Genomic DNA, 16,636 nt, shown 5'->3' with positions numbered 1-16,636 from the left:
AATCCTGCAATTCCAAAGCCGCTATCCGCCTCAATCAACAGGCCAGATCAATGGCTTGCGGATAGTTCACGGCCGACTCACTATTTCTATGCTGAACAGTCTCGCCTGAGTATATGTTTTAGCTAGTCGCTAATTAGACGGAATTCTGCCAGTCTGCATTCCCCCCTGATCTGATGTAGAGCAGCTTCCAAGTGGGAATTAGCCCCCCATCGACCGGATCGGGCGACACGAACATGCGCTGAAGGCTTGGCGGAACGGCTACTGGGACCATGATGCTACTCGAATGCAAGATAGTGTCAGAACGTCCCGGGAAGGCTGCAGGCAGGGGATGTCAGGTCAATCAGCCTATAGATATGATACCGCCCATTCGCTGAGACTTCACGATGGGCATAGGAGGTGGGAATTCTTGCCTTGAGATGGACGCGGCTGTCGGAGCAGGCGAGCACGGCAGCAGCGATGGCCTGAACCTTCGGGCCGCTGACAAAAACGTTCACCACCGCACGCGAGCCGAACCCGTCGAGATACGTCTCGAAAGCATCGAGGTGGGCCATCAGCCCGAAAGCCTGGATGTCGCGAACTTCGCCATCTTCGAGCCGGTGGGTTTCACGTACCTTGGCCACCTGTTGATCGAGCAAAGCATCGATATGCGCATTCTTGTCGCTTCTTGGGACGAGGAGCGAGATCCGTTCCGGACTGACGATATCGATCAATCCGTAGAATACGTCGGCATCTCCTCCGATCCCCACGAGCAGGACTTTCTCTTCGCCCATTCCTCCGCTGCCTTGAAGATGAGGGACGGTGACGTATCGGTCCAAGCCGCTGGAAAAATCCTCTTTGCCGATCGCGTTCCCGTAGATACCTTCGGCGTACCCGAATTCGAGAGACTGAATCGACATTTTCTTGAATGCCACCGCAATCAGCCATTGGATGTAGATTCGCGGCATCGTCGAGCACTCGACGAAAACCTTCCGCAGGCTTCCTTCGTATGAGCCACATGAAGCGGCCATCTGAGTGAGCAGGTGATCGAGGAGATTGATGTTCTTCTGATACTCGATGGAAGGCTCGAGGGTGATCACAGTCACTTCGACGCCCCATCGGGTACCCATAGCGATGAGCTTTCGCCGGTTTTCTTCGACGGCTGGGACGTTCGCTTCCTTCAGAGCAAAGTCCAGAACCACGATCTTGCCGACCTTCAGGTCAAGATGGTTTTCGAACGCGGCGAAACGCGTTTCCCATCCAAGCGCGACGATCGCGATATCTGCCTCCATCGTTTCGCAGGTACCTGCATCTCTCGCCTTCTCGGTGACGGCCAGATGGCCGAAGACTCGATACTCGACAGTTGAAGCGGTCATTCGAGATCGCTCTCGAAAAGCGAGTGCTGGAATTCGGTCTTGAGTGCGGGCCGCGCGACGAGCTCCTTAAACACCGAGTCGGCCCAGTCTTCTGGGAGCCGATGCCTGGTAAAAAGCAGGTCGACCATCCGCGCCGCAGGGATTGTGTTGATTTCGTACGGGCCGCGATAGGAGAACCCGAAGTAAGGTGCAAATCGCCGATGCAATCTGATCATCATCTCCTTCGATGCGGGGTCGGCGCGGTCCACCTCAAAGTTGCCGGCGGCGGAGACCTCCCGGATAAACCCATCCCTTTCCGCCCGACGCAGGACCTCGTCCAGTTTTCCGCTGGGTTGCTCCAGTCGGTTCACCAGCGAGCGCATTTCCTTTAGATCAACCCTGAAAATGCCTCTCTCTGTCGTTCCTAGAGCATTTTCTTCGGCAAACTCTGTCTGGAGGCGAGCGGTCAGGTAACCCAACGCCCGCACCATGCGCACGCTCTCTTCTTCGTACGGATGTGAAAGCGCCTGAAGTCCATCAAGCTTCCGTTGAGAGGCGGCGTTCACAGCCTGTCTCTGCTGTTCGAGATGAATCTGTAAATCCGAGTTGATGAATTCCACCAGTTTTCGTGGATCACTGGAACTCGGAACACTGCGGCGGAAGATCTCTCCCATTATATCAAGGAAATCGCGTATACAGACGTCGCTCAATGATGTGATGATCTGGTGCCCTACGTACGGGTAGTCATGCAGACGCAGCATCTGGCACGCTTTCAGAAAAGCCCATCCCTGTTTCCGGGCGATCGACCTCTTCAGATTTGAAGCATCCGCCTTGCTCATGGGCCGGCGCTTAATTTCCGGGTTCATGAGCGCGAGCGCCAGCCCTTCGGCATAAGGGCGCGCTTTTCGATCAAGAAGGAATTGCTGCTGATCCGCCGTCCTCAAATTCACGGAGAGGAATTCACGTGCTGCATCAGCAAGTGCCACAAGCTCTTCTCTGCCCTCGGAATGACCCGATATGATAACCCGCTCGATGATGTCATTGACGGAAAGCCGCCCCAGCCGGTTTTTGAGCGAAAACGCGCTGAGCGCATCGTTGCGCTCGAGATCACTCCGCAGATGGTCAGGAAGCGCATAGTACAGCCGAAGCGACGACACGTTCTCGCACAGCGTGGCGAACTCCCTCGGATCGACTGAATCAAGATTCTCGACGTCCCGGTCAGCATTCGAGAGCGACTGGCCGGGTATGATCGTCCGGATCGTGTCGTAGAGGCCGCCGATGTAGGCGAGGACCCATTTCACGTTGCCGCGCGTCTTTCTCACCAAGGTGTTCAGGAACTGCTGTTGGAGCGGTGTCAGTGCTTCACAGTCGTCAATCAGTATCTTGAAGAAGGGCGCCCTGTCACCGGCGAAAGATGGGCCATTTAAAAGTGGAGTGATCGCGGTCGCGACCTTGTTAATGATCGCGCCAGGGTCTGTTGCTCTGAAGCCGGTCGCTCCGGCATCGGCGGCAAAGAAGAACGCGTTGAAGCATTCGTCGACGTACCGGGTTATCCCACCCCGCAGCTCATCGATGCTGAAGAAGTCGAGACGGGCAGGTTGGGGTATGAAGTGCAGCACTTCGCGATGCAGTGCCAGGGCGACGTCCCTATCTTCGGAGGCCCGGTATTTCAAGTGGCCGTCGCGTCTGAGCTGGCCGATGCTCTCGAGCAGGCGTTCGACTATCTTCAGCTCCAGATAGTGAGAGAAGATTACGAATTGCCGCGGGATCACGGCGGCCGTGTCGAAGCGTATCCGCTCCGGAATGAGGTTCAGAACGGCGTTGTCGATTAGGGGCGAGAATGTCTCATTGAGCTGGAAGAAGACGCCATACCAAGCGAGCTTGCCGACTTGGTCCGAGAGACTTTTGTCTTCAAGAATATGGACTGTGGAAAGCGAGCGAAGAATGCTGGTCTTGCCGCTGCCTCTCGTCCCTGCGACGAAGACCGGCTTGGCGGCGGCAGAAATCAACGCCGACTTCTGACTGAACCACAGTATCGGGCGGCTTTCGTACTCGATCCTGTTGGGGCCGAACGGATTCTCCATCGCTATTCGTCCCTTACCTTAATGCGCCAAGCCGAGTTTGCCTTGGTGAGGCCGTCTATCTCGATGAAGCGCGCCGCTTGGAGCATCAGAAGAGAGTCTTCCAGATCTAGCCCGAGCTCGGCGGAGGCAGCAATCTCAGTGATCTCGTCCCAGAAGAGTAACCCATTCCCGCGCCTGGTGGCATGGTCGCGCAGTCGGCGCAGCAGGTCAAACGTGTCGTTGTTCAGAAAGGCCTTGCCGTTGGACATGGTCGAAATAAAGCAATGTTCGCCTTCCATGACCGTCCCGTCGGCGACATTGGTGCGGTAGGGTATAAGTCGGATGCCGACGAGCTCTCCCTGATCGGTCGTGAAGAAGACGAGCTCATTGAAACCTGACTGTATCTCTGGTGCTGAGATGCAGATCAATTTGCCGTCCGGAAACCTTGGATCGTTGACGATCTCGACCGGATCAGCATGTATGTGTCCATGCAGGTAGACGATAGGCTTGTTGCCCTGCAGCAGCTGAGTTCTGACAAATCCGCTGTTGAGCATCTCCGCGTATGGCGTAATGCGCGGAGTCTTTTGTGGCAGCAGATTGTGATGGCCGATTATGATGCCGTAACGCATGTCGGGCTGCTGGAGCAATTCCTGTAGGCCTGCAAGCATCTCACGCGAGATGTATGGCGTGTCCATCTGACCGTAATACTCGTCGTCGGACGCCTCCTTGTCTGGATCGCTGGGAGGTGTCGCGGGCGAATGTCCCGAGATGTCCGGCGAGCCGAGATCTAGAGGCTCTGTAGAAGGACTGAGTGCCTCGAGACGATCACGAAGGAACGCGGGAAGGTTTTGAAGCTCCCAACTGCCTATCGCTGTGTTGACGAGGATGAAGTTTGCGCCTGCGGATCCTGTCGGAAGTCTGAAGTGCACGGGTTGGTCCACGGGAACGGTCTGCCAACCCAAGCGGGCGGCTAAACTCGCCATTTCGCTGAATTTCTCAGTCGGTCCAAGTTCGCGCGCGTCATCACGGTTCACATCGTGATTTCCCGGTACGAATATCAACGGAAGCGCCTTTGAACTGCGTCCCTGTGCGCGGCAGAGCAACGTGAAATGCTGGAATGCCGAAGCAATGAAGGTCTTGTCGCCACGGCTCGTGAAATCCCCCATGAAGGCGATCGAATCCAAGGGCTTCGAAGTCGTCAGCCGCCGAAGTTTCGTCAAGACGGCACGCAGCGAAGACGCGCGTAGCTTCTGCGTTATTTTCGGAGCGAACTTGCTATCCTTGGCATCGATGTTGCTAGAGGAAGGATGCCAGTCCGGATAGTGAATATCGCCTACTTGAAGGATTCGCACCCGCCGCATAACTCGCCCCCCTGCCGAGAGCCATAGACTAATCCGTTCGCTTTTGCCAAGCGCGAACGATCATCCGCAGTGTCCTTAACGAGGTAGCCTGCACTTTTCGAGAATTGCCACGGCGGCTATTTTTCGGCTGTGAAGCACACGAGACCCGTGACGTGAGACCCAGTTGCTCAATGCCCAGTTGCTCAATGAGCTTTCTTACGAATAAGGGAGAATTTCCGCGGCCGGACTATCTCTGAGCGAGCGTGCATGACTGCCAACGGAAGGTCTTGCACGCACCCTTGCGATCTTGAGCAATGGTCGCCATGACTTTCTTCTTGCAGGCTTTTGAGTGGCCCAGCCTGCGATCACCAGACCCCACCGATTCTAAAGAGCGTGGCAGATGGGATAGTCGAGGTTGCCCGTGCACAGTCACGCTCAGGGCTTGCGCCGCCCAGAGGACACGCTGAAAAGGCAGATTGGGGCGCAAGCACGCCATTCACGAGAGGTTCGACATGAAGACCATGCAAGAAAAAGACATTCCGGCATTCGTACAAGCAGTTGTGGACGCCGGCTGCAAAATTTGCGCGATTGGCAACTTGGGATACGTCTTTGGCGATGCTGATTTCACGCCAGCGCAACGGAGGGCCGTCGAGCCACAGCTGCGTAGGATTGCTGAAATCTACGGCGAACGCGATCATCTCATGAACGAGATAGCTGTATATCTGCGGTCGATCGGACGCCATGTCGAGGTTGAGCCGAAGACAGGTATTTCCTGATGGCCGTGATCGCGAGAAGCCGTCTTCCAACCTCTGAATCCTAAAGGAGGTGACCCCCAAGGCCGTTCGTCACCTTCGACCAGAATAACCACATCCGTGACCGCCTGAGCTACTTGGTCGATACGCGCACATGGCCAATACAGTTTCTCCATCCTTCACGAAGCGAATGAGGCTTTGGCCATTCAGCCCCGGTCTACGGGGCGTGACTTGTCCCCGATGCATGCGCGAGCTCTCCGCCCGGCTGGCCGCCGGTCGTCGCCACCGGCCGAAGGCGCCCGAATGCGCTTGACAAGATAGCGTCAGCCCGTTCAACCTAAGGCATTCACCAGGGGAGTCCCGGCAAGGGGCTGAGATACTGCTGGCTTTCGCGGCGCAGTGACCCGTTGAACCTGATCCAGTTCATACTGGCGTAGGGACGGTGCAAGCGCTTTGCGGGAGTTTACGCCCGAGGTCCTGTTGCAGCAGGTCTACAGAAGCGTCTTTTCATCCTTCCGGCACAGAACTGGGTCTCCAATGCATGAGCAAAGGAGCCTCACGATGAATGCCCTCACCCCCGCCGTATCGACGGGACCACTGCCCGCCTCGCGGAAAATCCACAAGCCCGGCGTCCTCTACCCGCAGATCAGGGTGCCGATGCGCGAGATTTCCGTCCATCCGACGGCCGGCGAACCGCCCGTCACCGTCTACGATCCGTCCGGCCCCTACACCGATCCATCAGTCGAAACCAGCATCGAAAAAGGCCTTGCCCGGCTTCGCCACGAATGGGTCACGGCGCGTGGCGATGTCGAAGCCTATGACGGCCGCCACGTCCGGCCGGAAGACAATGGATTCGCCACCGGCGAGCGCCTGACACCGGAATTTCCGATACGCAATCGGCCGCTCAAGGCCAAGCAGGGCAAGGCGGTGACCCAACTTGCCTATGCGCGCGCCGGCATCATCACGCCAGAAATGGAGTTCGTAGCCATCCGCGAGAATCTCGGCCGCGAGGTGATGCGCGGCAAGCTGCAACGCGACGGCGAAGCCTTCGGCGCGGCGATCCCAGATTTCGTCACACCCGAATTCGTGCGCGACGAGGTGGCGCGCGGGCGCGCAATCATTCCCGCCAACATCAATCATCCCGAGAGCGAGCCGATGATCATCGGTCGCAATTTTCTGGTCAAGATCAACGCCAACATCGGTAACTCGGCTGTCACATCGTCGATGGCCGAAGAGGTCGAAAAAATGGTCTGGGCTATCCGCTGGGGCGCGGACACGGTGATGGACCTGTCGACCGGCCGCAACATCCACAACATCCGCGACTGGATCGTGCGCAATGCGCCGGTGCCGATCGGTACGGTGCCGCTCTATCAGGCGCTGGAAAAGGTCAACGGCATCGCCGAGGATCTGAACTGGGAGGTCTACCGCGACACGCTGATCGAGCAGGCCGAGCAAGGCGTCGACTATTTCACCATCCACGCCGGCGTGCGGCTGCACTACATCCCGCTGACCGTCGACCGGGTCACGGGCATCGTCTCGCGCGGCGGCTCGATCATGGCCAAATGGTGCCTGCACCATCACCGGGAGAGCTTCCTCTACGAGCATTTCGAGGAGATCTGCGACATCGCCAGAGCCTATGACGTCTCCTTCTCGCTCGGCGACGGCCTTCGTCCCGGTTCAATCGCCGATGCGAACGACGCGGCGCAATTCGCCGAACTGGAAACACTTGGAGAACTCACCAAGATTGCCTGGGCAAAGGACTGCCAGGTGATGATCGAAGGCCCGGGCCATGTCCCCATGCACAAGATCAAGCAGAACATGGACAAGCAGCTCGCAGTGTGCGGTGAGGCGCCGTTCTACACGTTGGGGCCGCTGACGACCGACATCGCGCCGGGCTATGACCACATCACCTCAGGGATAGGTGCCGCCATGATAGGCTGGTTCGGCACCGCAATGCTTTGCTACGTCACGCCGAAAGAGCATCTCGGCCTTCCCGACCGCAACGACGTCAAGATTGGCGTGATCACCTACAAGATAGCCGCCCATGCAGCCGATCTGGCGAAGGGCCATCCGGCAGCGAAAACCAGGGATGATGCCCTTTCGCGCGCGCGCTTCGAGTTCCGCTGGGAGGACCAGTTCAACCTGTCGCTCGACCCCGAAACCGCACGGTCCTTCCACGACCAGACCTTGCCCAAGGAGGCGCACAAGCTGGCACATTTTTGTTCGATGTGCGGGCCGAAATTCTGCTCCATGCGCATTTCCCACGACATCCGTGCCGAGGCCCAGAAGGAAGGCATGGCGGCAATGGCGGCAAAATACCGGGAGGGCGGCGATCTCTACATGCAGGCGGACGAGACTGGCGTACCGGTCGTGCCAGAGGCTCCCAAACCATCATGAGGGTGCTCGTCAAAGGGGCCGGCGTTGCCGGCCTCACCGTCGCTTTCGAACTCGCCGCCCGCGGCGCGACGGTCACCGTCGCCGAGATGCGGCATGGCCTTGGTGGCAACGCGTCGTGGTTCGCCGGCGGCATGCTGGCGCCATGGTGCGAGCGCGAAAGCGCGGAGCAGCCGGTGCTGGATCTCGGACGCGATGCTGCCGACTGGTGGGATGCGGTGCTGTCGGGTCAGGTGACACGGGCCGGGACATTGGTCGTGGCCGCGCCGCGTGATGCCGGTGAGCTTGACCGGTTCGCCAGTCGCACGTCAGGGCATCGGCGCGTCGATGAAAACGAAATTGCGCTCCTGGAACCCGACCTCGCCGGCCGCTTCCGGCGTGGATTGCTCTTCCCCGACGAGGCTCACCTCGACCCACGCCCGGCGATGGCGGCACTTCATGACAAGCTTGCGACCATGGGTGTCAAATTCCACTTCGGCTGCGACGCCCGGCCTGTTTCGGGATTCGCCCGTCAGATAGACTGCATGGGAATGGCAGCGGCCGATGACAGGCTGCGCGGTGTTCGCGGCGAAATGCTGATCCTTCGCACGCCTGATGTCTCGCTGTCGCGGCCGGTCCGTTTGCTTCATCCACGCTTTCCGCTTTATGCCGTGCCGCGCACCGATCACCGTTTCATGATCGGAGCGACGATGATTGAAAGCCAGAGCGCCGGACCGGTGACGGCGCGTTCCATGATGGAGCTGCTGGGCGCCGCCCATGCCCTCCATCCGGCCTTTGGTGAGGCCGAGATCGTTGAAACCGGTGTGGGTGTCCGTCCGGCATTTCCCGACAATTTGCCACGCGTCGAAACAGACGGTGAGATCATCGCGATCAACGGTCTTTATCGTCACGGTTTTCTCCTCGCCCCCGCCATGGCGCGCCAGGCTGCCGACCTGGTTTTCAGTCAAGACAGAACCAAGGAGCATGCTCATGAAACTGATGGTCAACGGCGAGGCGCGTGAGATTGCCGCCACCACGCTGGCCGAGTTGCTTGCCGCGCTCGACTATGAGGGCGATTGGCTCGCCACCGCCGTCAACAGCGACCTCGTGCACAAAGCCAACCGCGCGGAGTTCCAGTTGAGCGACGGCGACCGGATCGAAATCCTCTCGCCCATGCAGGGCGGCTAGCATGTTGGAGCTTTATGGAACCGAGCTTTCGTCGCGCCTGCTTCTCGGCACGGCTCAGTATCCTTCGCCGGCCATCCTTGCCGATGCAGTCAAGGCATCGGGCACGTCGGTGGTGACCGTCTCGTTGCGGCGTGAGATGGCGGGCGGTAGGGCCGGCGAACAATTCTGGTCGTTGATCCGCTCGCTGGGCGCCAGAACCCTGCCCAATACCGCCGGCTGCCTCTCCGTCAAGGAAGCCGTCACCACCGCGAAAATGGCGCGCGAGGTCTTCGGCACCAACTGGATCAAGCTCGAAGTGATCGGCAATCACGACACGCTACAGCCGGATGTGTTCGGTCTGGTTGAAGCCGCCCGCATCCTGTGCGAGGACGGCTTTGCGGTATTCCCCTATACCACCGACGATCTCGTTGTCGCCGAGCGGCTGCTGGAAGCGGGCTGCAAGGTCCTGATGCCGTGGTGCGCACCGATCGGTTCCGCCTTGGGACCGGTCAACATGACGGCGCTGCGCTCGATGCGCGGATATTTCCCTGGCGTCCCGCTGATTGTGGATGCGGGGCTCGGACGGCCGTCGCACGCGGCCACCGTCATGGAACTCGGCTTTGACGCCGTGCTCCTGAACACAGCGGTCGCCAAGGCGGCAGATCCGGTCGGCATGGCGCGTGCTTTCGGTAAGGCGGTCGACGCCGGTCGTGAGGCGTTCAGTTCGGGAATGCTCGAACCGCGCGACGTCGCCGTGCCATCGACACCGATGGTCGGCAGGGCCGTTTTTTCATGAAGCTCGATCCCTTCTACCTGATCGTCGACAGCGCCGCCTGGATCGAAAGGTTGGCGCCGCTCGGCGTCAAGCTGATTCAGCTTCGCATCAAAACCATGGATGAAACCGGGCTGCGCGCGGAGATCCGCAAGTCGAAGGCCTGGTGTGTCCAACACAAAAGCCAGCTCATCATCAATGATTATTGGCGCCTGGCAATCGAGGAAGGCTGCGATTTCGTGCATCTGGGCCAGGAGGATTTGCAAACGGCCGACCTCTCGAGGATACGGGCAGCGGGCGTCAGGCTCGGATTGAGCACGCATGATCATGTCGAGCTGGAAACGGCCATGTTTGCCGAGCCCGACTATGTCGCGCTCGGTCCGATCTATCCCACCACTTTGAAGAAAATGAAGTGGGCACCGCAAGGGCTAGAGCGGATCAGCGAGTGGAAGCGGCGGGTGGCGCCGATCCCATTGGTCGCCATCGGCGGCCTCAACCCCGACCGCCTCGACGGCGTCTTTGAGGCCGGCGCCAACAGCGCCGCAGTGGTCACGGACATCACGTTGAGCTTCGACCCCGAAGCGCGCACGCGAGAATGGATCGAAAAGACGGACCGATGGCGATGAGACGAGAACCGCATGTGCTTGTCGTTGGCGGATCAGATTCCAGCGGGGGTGCTGGAATAGCACGCGACATCGAGACGATCTCTGCCGTTGGCGTGCGCACCTGTCTCGCCGTCACAGCGCTAACGGTGCAAACGCACGACGCCGTGATCGAAATCCATCATTCGCCACCCAGCATGGTGGCCAATCAGATGTGTGCCGCGCTACAGGCCAACGACGTAGCCACAATCAAGATCGGCATGCTGGCGACTGCCAAGATCATTGTTGCCGTTGCCGCAGTGCTGCGCAAATTTCCGCAAGTGCCGGCAGTACTCGACCCTGTGCTGGCCTCCACCTCAGGCCGCGCACTTCTGGAAGCAGGCGCTATCGCTGCCATGAAGCGCGATTTGATGCCGCTTTGCTGCATTGTCACGCCCAACCTTCCTGAACTGGCGCTCCTTACTGGTTCCGAACCGGCTTCGGATGAGGACGGTGCGCTCCAACAAGGACAAAGACTGCAGGCCGTCGGCCCTCAGGCCCTGCTGATCAAGGGTGGGCACGCGTCGGGTCCCCGATCGGCCGATATTCTGTTACGCTCCGATCATGAACCCATCCACTTCGACACGCCGCGCCTTGCTATATCGATGCGCGGAACAGGTTGCATGCTGGCCAGCGCGATTGCGGCGCATCTGGCGAAGGCGAAGTCGCTCGAAGATAGCGTGCGCGAAGGCAAGCTGTTTGTGTTCGAGAAGCTTCAGAAATGCCGGCTGAATAATCACAACGTTCTGCGTCCAGCCAAGCAGACCCATTTTCCAGAATTTTTCCAGTAGCGAGACTGGAGGGCTACTGCTTCTCTATGCCATCCTTACAACGCGTTGAGTTCCACTGTGCCGTCCAGAATTATCTGTCGTTGTCCAGAATTAAGCCGGGCTTAGAACTGAAACGAACCCGCCGAAAGGTACGAGCGGCCCTCACTCGATAAGGGTTACCAAACCTATTCCTGTGGGCTACCAATCCGCGTGGTGGGTGGCCTTAGGTTACCAATCAGTGTGGCGTCCGGAATTATCTGCCTCTCTCCGGAATTAAGCCGAGATTAGAAGATCGGTGCGGTATTGCGCCCGGTCAAACCGTGTCGATTTGCGGCGTAGCCGACGTGTCTCACGCTTGGCGGCGTCGCACGCTGGTCCCGATTGTCGCCCGAATATCTGCCTACCGGCGACAGTGAATGCGCCAAGCTAGACCTTCGTCGATAGGGCGGCTCCGGTTTACCAATCCTGTCGTCCTAGGTTGACCAATCCGTTGTCGACCGTGAGCGGGTTTACCAATAAGGGCGGCTATATTCTGCGCAAACCCAATCACCTGATGCCAATCCAGAATTAATCGTCATTAAGGGCATTGGTAAACTCAGTCTGAAACCCCACCCTTAGCCAGAAAACTCTCCTGTTTTCAATCGCATAGCCCGCCCGCCAGCAACCGATAATTCGGGACCGGTAAACCCGTGAAAGGCCCAATAATTCCGGACGTCACACCAGTCTGCCCTTTTATGCGACTTTTCGAGCACAGACCGGGAACATCTGACCGTTTCCATTCATCGCCCAAGGCCGGTTTAGCGCTGGAAAAGCCAAAGTGCGGGAGTAAGAATGGCCGCAACGGGGCCGGAAGCCGTCGGTCAGCTTTCGGGGAGTGATCCCGGTAAGTTCGCAACTCATTCGCTTCTTTTCTGCAGTCCCCGCCATTACGAGTTGGCGGTGTCGGTCGCCGAGGGGATCAACGCCATTACTGCGGCTAGTTCGGCCCTCCGGACGAGGAATGGCATGCGCGTCGTCCCATAGTGCTTGGCAAGATGGAAGCGGTGCATGCCTCCTACGATGTGAACTTGGCCTTGGTACTCGCCGAGCAAAGGCGGTGTGACACCGCGGCCATGCAGCCATCGGTAGGCGATCCCACAGCTCTTGCTCTTGTAACGTTGATGCCAAGGACCCTTGTCCCTGCTGGCGGCGTAGGTAAGCCTGCCGCCAACGTCAGTGACATCAGCGTCGATAAGAATGAAATCCGTCGAAGCGTGGTCGCTGGGATCATCGCCGTCGAACGCGAGATAGAAGTTTGCAGGATCGCAGTCCCATATCGCAGTCAGTGCAACCGGAATGTTCTTTCTTCCTTTGCACCAGATGTCGACCTTGCGTTTCTCCTGAGCGCGGGCGACCTCGAAGGCTTCGTCTAGTTTTCCTTCCGCGACATCCATGGCTGTGATGACGTTCAAGCCAAGGGCCGTCAGACGGTTGATCTCGTCCACGTTCGCCATGCCTTCTCCTCTGGCAGCAGATTATTATCCACCGTTGGAAGATGCGGCGGCAATCCAAGCCTGAGGCACGAGGGCCTGTCCACGCCATTCCTCAATCAACTTGACTCCGGGAAGCTTGCCCCAGACGTCCTCATCTGCATGATCCAGCACGATGATCTGGAGGCGACCTTTCGCGGCCATGACCTCAGCGCCTAGGAGCGCAAAGACCTTCCTGACGGCGACCACGTCCTGATCCCTCCACGCGATGAGGTCGGGGCCCTCGTCGCCCGCCGCCCGCTTAGGAAAATAGACTTGGCTAGGTTGGTCGAAGATCAGCTGACCAGGGACTGGGTGATGAGGTTCGGCCAGGAAGTAGTGCTGCAGCGCAAGCATTAGTGCGACGTGATACGCGAGCCAATTGGCGCCGCTGCCAATCTCCCACAGGTAGTCCTCACGCGTTCCCCTAGTCACCTTGACGGTCAGGTCTTCAATCAACAGCCTAATCGGGGCCTCGGGCCACTCCGCGTCAAGCTGCGGAATCAGCCGATTGGCATGATGGGAGACTTGGTGCAACGCGTTGAATAGCTTGCGCTGGATGTCGGCCTCGGAGATCGTCTTTTGCAGCGTTGCAATATCGGCCTGCAGCGAGGTGAGTTCCTGCCGCAAATCCGACGACTGGTCGGCGCGGTCGTAGACGTGCAACGCCTGCTCCAATCGACCGAGGAAGCGCTCAAGCCTATCGAAGCGATTGGCCTCGTCTCGGGCGACGTCAGAGTCCCGTTCCAGCACCGCTATCTCGCTACGGACATCGTTCAACTCAGATAGGACCGCTTCAGCGGCGCCGCGCTGGCGCAGGATTTCCTTGTCAAGCGTGTTAGACATCGCAGGGTGGGTCCGCAGTCGGATCTCCAGACCGCCGAGGTTGTCGCAAAGGGCCAAGACCTTCTCGCGGCCGCCGTCCCCGAGTGCGACCAACGGATCGGCGAACTCGTCGGCCAAGTCCCTCAGCCACGTGGAAAGGTCCAAGCGGTCACGTTGGATGCGCATGGCGTCGCCGTACGCCTCGCTGCTCTCCACCAGACGGCGCAGTTCGTTCAGGCGCTGACGATGCTCGGTAAGTCGCGCGGCGATTTCAGTTTCCGACGCACGAAGGGTTTCCAGACGCGTCAGCACCACATCGATGCCGGCCAGGCTTGGTCGAGCAAGACTTGAGTTGCTGTTCGACACGCGCCGAAGCAGGTCAACAACGTCACTCCAGTCCTTCGGCACTTCAGTGGAGGAATCGACTAGGCCAAGTTCGACTGCCTGACGCAGCCACGCCTCCGCCTCCGCCCGCCAAGCGCCAGTTGCCGACACGATCGCGCGTAGCTCAGCCTCCTTCCGGCGGAGGTTGCGCTGGAGCCGATCGATCTCAAACCGCGCCTGGAGAATCTTTGCCGTGACCGCGCCCAGAACGTACGGGAAGATGGTCTTTAGCTTCTCCCGGTGTTCCGTCGTATCGGCCTTGAAAAACATCACGTCGGGATTGGCGATCACGTTCTGAGGTTGGAACGTGAAGGCCATGAGGTCGCGGAAGCTTGGCCTTTGCTTGAATCCATTCTCTGTACCTGGTTCGAAGTCGAGGTCAGTCAGTCCTGCCAGGCGGTTCATCGCGCGCTTGACCGTGTCGACATTGGTGGTCTTGTCGGTGATCGTCTCCGGAATTTCGACCTGTGCGCCCTCCAGCAGCACCATGTCGCCTGTGCTCTGTTGGTCCCCCGGTTCGCGTCGCGCCAAGAGCTTTTCGCCCTCCAGCGTCTCGATCAGAATGCCGAACCAGCTGCAGTTCTCGCGGATTACGCCCACCGGAATCGCGCATTTCTCCGAGCCCAGACAGTAATCAACAATAGGGATAACGGCGGACTTCCCGGTCTTCGACGCGCCGCTGATGACGTTGACGACACCGGGCTCGAACTTGACGACCCGCGGCGCTGCACCATTGCGGGGCCAAAGGATCAGTTTTCGAAGCTGGAAATACATCTAGAACTCCACCCGTAACAGGTTGGCCACCTGCGCGGTCCCCAGGTTCGAAAACCAGAAACCCAATTTCTCCGAGGCAGGTCCGAGGTGCTTGACGCGCTCTGGAAGGACGAGCCTCCTCGGTTTCGGTTCTGGTACGTTTGCTCTTAAAGTAGCATCCTTGTAATCCACGGACAGCAGCCGCCCGCTCACACCGACAGCGGCCGATTGCAATGTCAGAGTACGCAGCAGCAGCGCTCGCTCGTGGACGGCGAGGAGTTGTTCCCGTTCCTTCCCGAGCTTGGCCGCGAAGAGCGCCAGTCCAGAGGGTCGGTTTGTCGAAGTCACGATTTCGAGCGTTGCGCGATGCAGGACGATTGGCAGCACGAGAAACGCCAAGGCGAACGGCGCTGGACGTTCGTCCTCAGCCTGGAAACCTTGGCCAAATTGCCACAATGCGAAAGCCCCAAGTCCTGGATTCTGGACAAGGGCGAGGTCGCTGAGCGGTAGGTGCGATCGGCCAGCCTCAATCAAGTCGCTGGCTCCAAAAGAGTCTGGTAGTCGGGATGCCAGCCGAGGCGCAGGCCGTGGGCAAGGGCGTTGAATGATCCGTGGACGAAATGACCGGGGACGACTCGACCATCGAGTGGAGGCTGCAACTGCGCGCAGCGCCTGTAAACTATTCTACCACGAACCGTTGCGGGGTGTCCGGCCTGTATGTCGTGCACCTCTGCACTGACGTGCTCATAGCGACCGACAAGATCATCGTCCCAGTCACTTAGGTTCTTCTCAAAGATTAGCCCGCTTTCGCCCCAGATCGAGATGTCGGCGAGCGTCCTAAGGTAATCGCTAACAGCCCGGACGCACGCTTCGTCTCCCACCTCGATCAGCTCGAGTTGGCGGACGAAGGCGGGACGGTCGGCGATCAATTGTTCGATGGCCTCGACAGGCGGTTGCTTGGTGAAAGACGACAGCAGCCCTGGAAGGTTGTTCTTCTGAACAAATGCTCTTTGCTCGGCCTGAAACGCGTCCACGTCCAAGATGGCGGGCTTGCCAGCTCTAATCAGCCTGTCCGCCGCCTCCTTCGCAGCGCCGATCGCGCGTTCGCACACTAGGTCGATGATGAGCGGAGAGACCGTCGGCTTGAAGATCGCGCGTATCGGATCGACGGGATCTGCATCGACGCTGATAACGGCGAGATTCTTGACCAAGGCGGCGCAATGAGCCGCATCAGCGTTCAGGAAAGCTTGGACGTCGGCGTCGCATGCCGGTGCAGCTTTCAGCTTGCTGTGGGCTTTGGCGAGGTTAGCGACCAGCGCCTCCACGTCGGCATCTGTTTTCGCGTCGTTCAGCGCGATCGCGAAGGCACCCGCCTTCACCGGTGTGACATATAGCCGGAAATGGCTGGTCGCCGGGTCGATCTCTCCCGCCGCCATGAAGCTGAGCCAGTTGGCCAGAGACTTCCACAGGTCCGCAGCCCAGTCGGATATCGGATTTTGCTTCAGTGCGCTCTTGCTTTGCTCAAGAACGACTTCGCCGCCGACCAGGTGAACCGCCACATCGTCTAAATGTTCAAGAGAGACCAAGGCGCCGCTAGGCGCGTTGAGCAGGTGAAAGCAAAGGCGTACAGGTTGAAGCGCATAGCCGAGGTATTGGCCAGCGGCGCTGTGTTTTCCCGTTTGCGTCTTCGCGTTCATTGCCCATCCCGTTCTCCCGAGTCGCACCGGAAGAAGCCAGTAACGATATTGGTATAGTTCGCCGTTGTTTACAATTGGCGCCCCGGCGATAGGACGGCTAGGCGCGATACAATTGCTGTTTAGGGCCAGCTCTCGAAGTCCAGATTCGGCAGGACAATGAATTTGCAGGACGTCCATTATGGGCACATCGGGGCCGTCTATGGCTCGGGCGATATGTCCGCTTTTGGACGAACGCGAAGTTTGCCGGAACGTCTGACTTT

14 protein-coding genes and 1 riboswitch are annotated in these 16,636 nt (G+C 59.0%); of the genes, 7 read left to right on the top strand and 7 right to left on the bottom strand.

Annotation, left to right across the window (positions count from 1 at the left end; genetic code table 11):
* Window positions 1–296: 296 nt before the first annotated feature.
* Genes P9217_RS29690 through P9217_RS29680 form a run of 3 tightly spaced genes read right to left on the bottom strand, consistent with a single transcriptional unit; the run spans window position 297 to window position 4,755 of the window.
* Window positions 297–1,352, bottom strand: a complete 1,056-nt coding sequence (locus P9217_RS29690) for a hypothetical protein (RefSeq protein ID WP_063169411.1) — start codon at window positions 1,350–1,352, stop codon at window positions 297–299.
* Window positions 1,349–3,415, bottom strand: coding sequence for a hypothetical protein (locus tag P9217_RS29685; protein WP_063169412.1), 2,067 nt, complete (start codon window positions 3,413–3,415; stop codon window positions 1,349–1,351). Before P9217_RS29685 ends, P9217_RS29690 begins: the two co-directional genes overlap by 4 nt.
* A 2-nt stretch (window positions 3,416–3,417) precedes the next feature.
* Window positions 3,418–4,755 (bottom strand): metallophosphoesterase, encoded by a 1,338-nt coding sequence (locus tag P9217_RS29680; RefSeq protein ID WP_063169413.1) that lies wholly within the window; start codon window positions 4,753–4,755, stop codon window positions 3,418–3,420.
* A gap of 491 nt (window positions 4,756–5,246) precedes the next feature.
* On the opposite strand from P9217_RS29680, the gene P9217_RS29675 reads away from it, so the two are divergent.
* The 7 genes from P9217_RS29675 to P9217_RS29645 all read left to right on the top strand — a co-directional run bounded on the left by P9217_RS29675 (window position 5,247) and on the right by P9217_RS29645 (window position 11,230).
* Complete coding sequence (locus P9217_RS29675) at window positions 5,247–5,510, top strand: hypothetical protein (RefSeq protein WP_082826710.1); 264 nt, start codon at window positions 5,247–5,249, stop codon at window positions 5,508–5,510.
* Window positions 5,511–5,827: 317 nt separating this feature from the next.
* A riboswitch (TPP riboswitch) is annotated at window positions 5,828–5,944 on the top strand.
* Between the two features lie 103 nt (window positions 5,945–6,047).
* A complete protein-coding gene (gene thiC, locus P9217_RS29670) occupies window positions 6,048–7,883 on the top strand; it encodes a phosphomethylpyrimidine synthase ThiC (protein WP_063169414.1) in 1,836 nt (611 codons plus the stop codon).
* Window positions 7,880–8,881: a glycine oxidase ThiO gene (gene thiO / locus P9217_RS29665; RefSeq protein ID WP_063169415.1), complete on the top strand. Its 1,002-nt coding sequence runs from the start codon at window positions 7,880–7,882 to the stop codon at window positions 8,879–8,881. Before thiC ends, thiO begins: the two co-directional genes overlap by 4 nt.
* Window positions 8,850–9,047 (top strand): sulfur carrier protein ThiS, encoded by a 198-nt coding sequence (gene thiS, locus P9217_RS29660; RefSeq protein ID WP_024504260.1) that lies wholly within the window; start codon window positions 8,850–8,852, stop codon window positions 9,045–9,047. Before thiO ends, thiS begins: the two co-directional genes overlap by 32 nt.
* Window position 9,048: 1 nt before the next feature.
* Complete coding sequence (locus P9217_RS29655; protein ID WP_024504259.1) at window positions 9,049–9,822, top strand: thiazole synthase; 774 nt, start codon at window positions 9,049–9,051, stop codon at window positions 9,820–9,822.
* Window positions 9,819–10,424, top strand: a complete 606-nt coding sequence (locus P9217_RS29650) for a thiamine phosphate synthase (RefSeq protein ID WP_063169416.1) — start codon at window positions 9,819–9,821, stop codon at window positions 10,422–10,424. Before P9217_RS29655 ends, P9217_RS29650 begins: the two co-directional genes overlap by 4 nt.
* Window positions 10,415–11,230 (top strand): hydroxymethylpyrimidine/phosphomethylpyrimidine kinase, encoded by an 816-nt coding sequence (locus tag P9217_RS29645; protein ID WP_063169417.1) that lies wholly within the window; start codon window positions 10,415–10,417, stop codon window positions 11,228–11,230. Before P9217_RS29650 ends, P9217_RS29645 begins: the two co-directional genes overlap by 10 nt.
* A gap of 905 nt (window positions 11,231–12,135) precedes the next feature.
* Here P9217_RS29645 and P9217_RS29640 read toward each other — a convergent pair.
* From P9217_RS29640 to P9217_RS29625, 4 genes are read right to left on the bottom strand one after another with little or no spacing between them, the layout of a single operon-like run.
* Window positions 12,136–12,702 carry a hypothetical protein gene (locus P9217_RS29640; protein ID WP_063169418.1) on the bottom strand — a complete coding sequence of 189 codons (567 nt, stop codon included), beginning with the start codon at window positions 12,700–12,702 and terminating at the stop codon, window positions 12,136–12,138.
* A gap of 24 nt (window positions 12,703–12,726) precedes the next feature.
* A complete protein-coding gene (locus P9217_RS29635) occupies window positions 12,727–14,700 on the bottom strand; it encodes a DUF3732 domain-containing protein (protein ID WP_063169419.1) in 1,974 nt (657 codons plus the stop codon).
* Window positions 14,701–15,213, bottom strand: a complete 513-nt coding sequence (locus P9217_RS29630; protein WP_063169420.1) for a three component ABC system middle component — start codon at window positions 15,211–15,213, stop codon at window positions 14,701–14,703.
* Window positions 15,210–16,376, bottom strand: a complete 1,167-nt coding sequence (locus P9217_RS29625) for an ABC-three component system protein (protein WP_063169421.1) — start codon at window positions 16,374–16,376, stop codon at window positions 15,210–15,212. The genes P9217_RS29630 and P9217_RS29625 overlap by 4 nt, the downstream gene beginning before the upstream one ends.
* Between the last annotated feature and the right edge of the window lie 260 nt (window positions 16,377–16,636).

Source organism: Mesorhizobium sp. WSM4989, from assembly GCF_029625795.1.
Taxonomy (GTDB): domain Bacteria; phylum Pseudomonadota; class Alphaproteobacteria; order Rhizobiales; family Rhizobiaceae; genus Mesorhizobium.
Note: the sequence above shows the minus strand (reverse complement) of the source record. Positions and strands in the feature narration are given on the sequence as shown.

What these genes read in the sequence shown, in the direction of transcription:
- P9217_RS29690 (WP_063169411.1), bottom strand. Translation starts at nt 1,352, where the DNA reads ATGACCGCTTCAACTGTCGAGTATCGAGTCTTCGGCCATCTGGCCGTC.
- P9217_RS29685 (WP_063169412.1), bottom strand. Translation starts at nt 3,415, where the DNA reads ATGGAGAATCCGTTCGGCCCCAACAGGATCGAGTACGAAAGCCGCCCG.
- P9217_RS29680 (WP_063169413.1), bottom strand. Translation starts at nt 4,755, where the DNA reads ATGCGGCGGGTGCGAATCCTTCAAGTAGGCGATATTCACTATCCGGAC.
- P9217_RS29675 (WP_082826710.1), top strand. Translation starts at nt 5,247, where the DNA reads ATGAAGACCATGCAAGAAAAAGACATTCCGGCATTCGTACAAGCAGTT.
- thiC (WP_063169414.1), top strand. Translation starts at nt 6,048, where the DNA reads ATGAATGCCCTCACCCCCGCCGTATCGACGGGACCACTGCCCGCCTCG.
- thiO (WP_063169415.1), top strand. Translation starts at nt 7,880, where the DNA reads ATGAGGGTGCTCGTCAAAGGGGCCGGCGTTGCCGGCCTCACCGTCGCT.
- thiS (WP_024504260.1), top strand. Translation starts at nt 8,850, where the DNA reads ATGAAACTGATGGTCAACGGCGAGGCGCGTGAGATTGCCGCCACCACG.
- P9217_RS29655 (WP_024504259.1), top strand. Translation starts at nt 9,049, where the DNA reads ATGTTGGAGCTTTATGGAACCGAGCTTTCGTCGCGCCTGCTTCTCGGC.
- P9217_RS29650 (WP_063169416.1), top strand. Translation starts at nt 9,819, where the DNA reads ATGAAGCTCGATCCCTTCTACCTGATCGTCGACAGCGCCGCCTGGATC.
- P9217_RS29645 (WP_063169417.1), top strand. Translation starts at nt 10,415, where the DNA reads ATGGCGATGAGACGAGAACCGCATGTGCTTGTCGTTGGCGGATCAGAT.
- P9217_RS29640 (WP_063169418.1), bottom strand. Translation starts at nt 12,702, where the DNA reads ATGGCGAACGTGGACGAGATCAACCGTCTGACGGCCCTTGGCTTGAAC.
- P9217_RS29635 (WP_063169419.1), bottom strand. Translation starts at nt 14,700, where the DNA reads ATGTATTTCCAGCTTCGAAAACTGATCCTTTGGCCCCGCAATGGTGCA.
- P9217_RS29625 (WP_063169421.1), bottom strand. Translation starts at nt 16,376, where the DNA reads ATGAACGCGAAGACGCAAACGGGAAAACACAGCGCCGCTGGCCAATAC.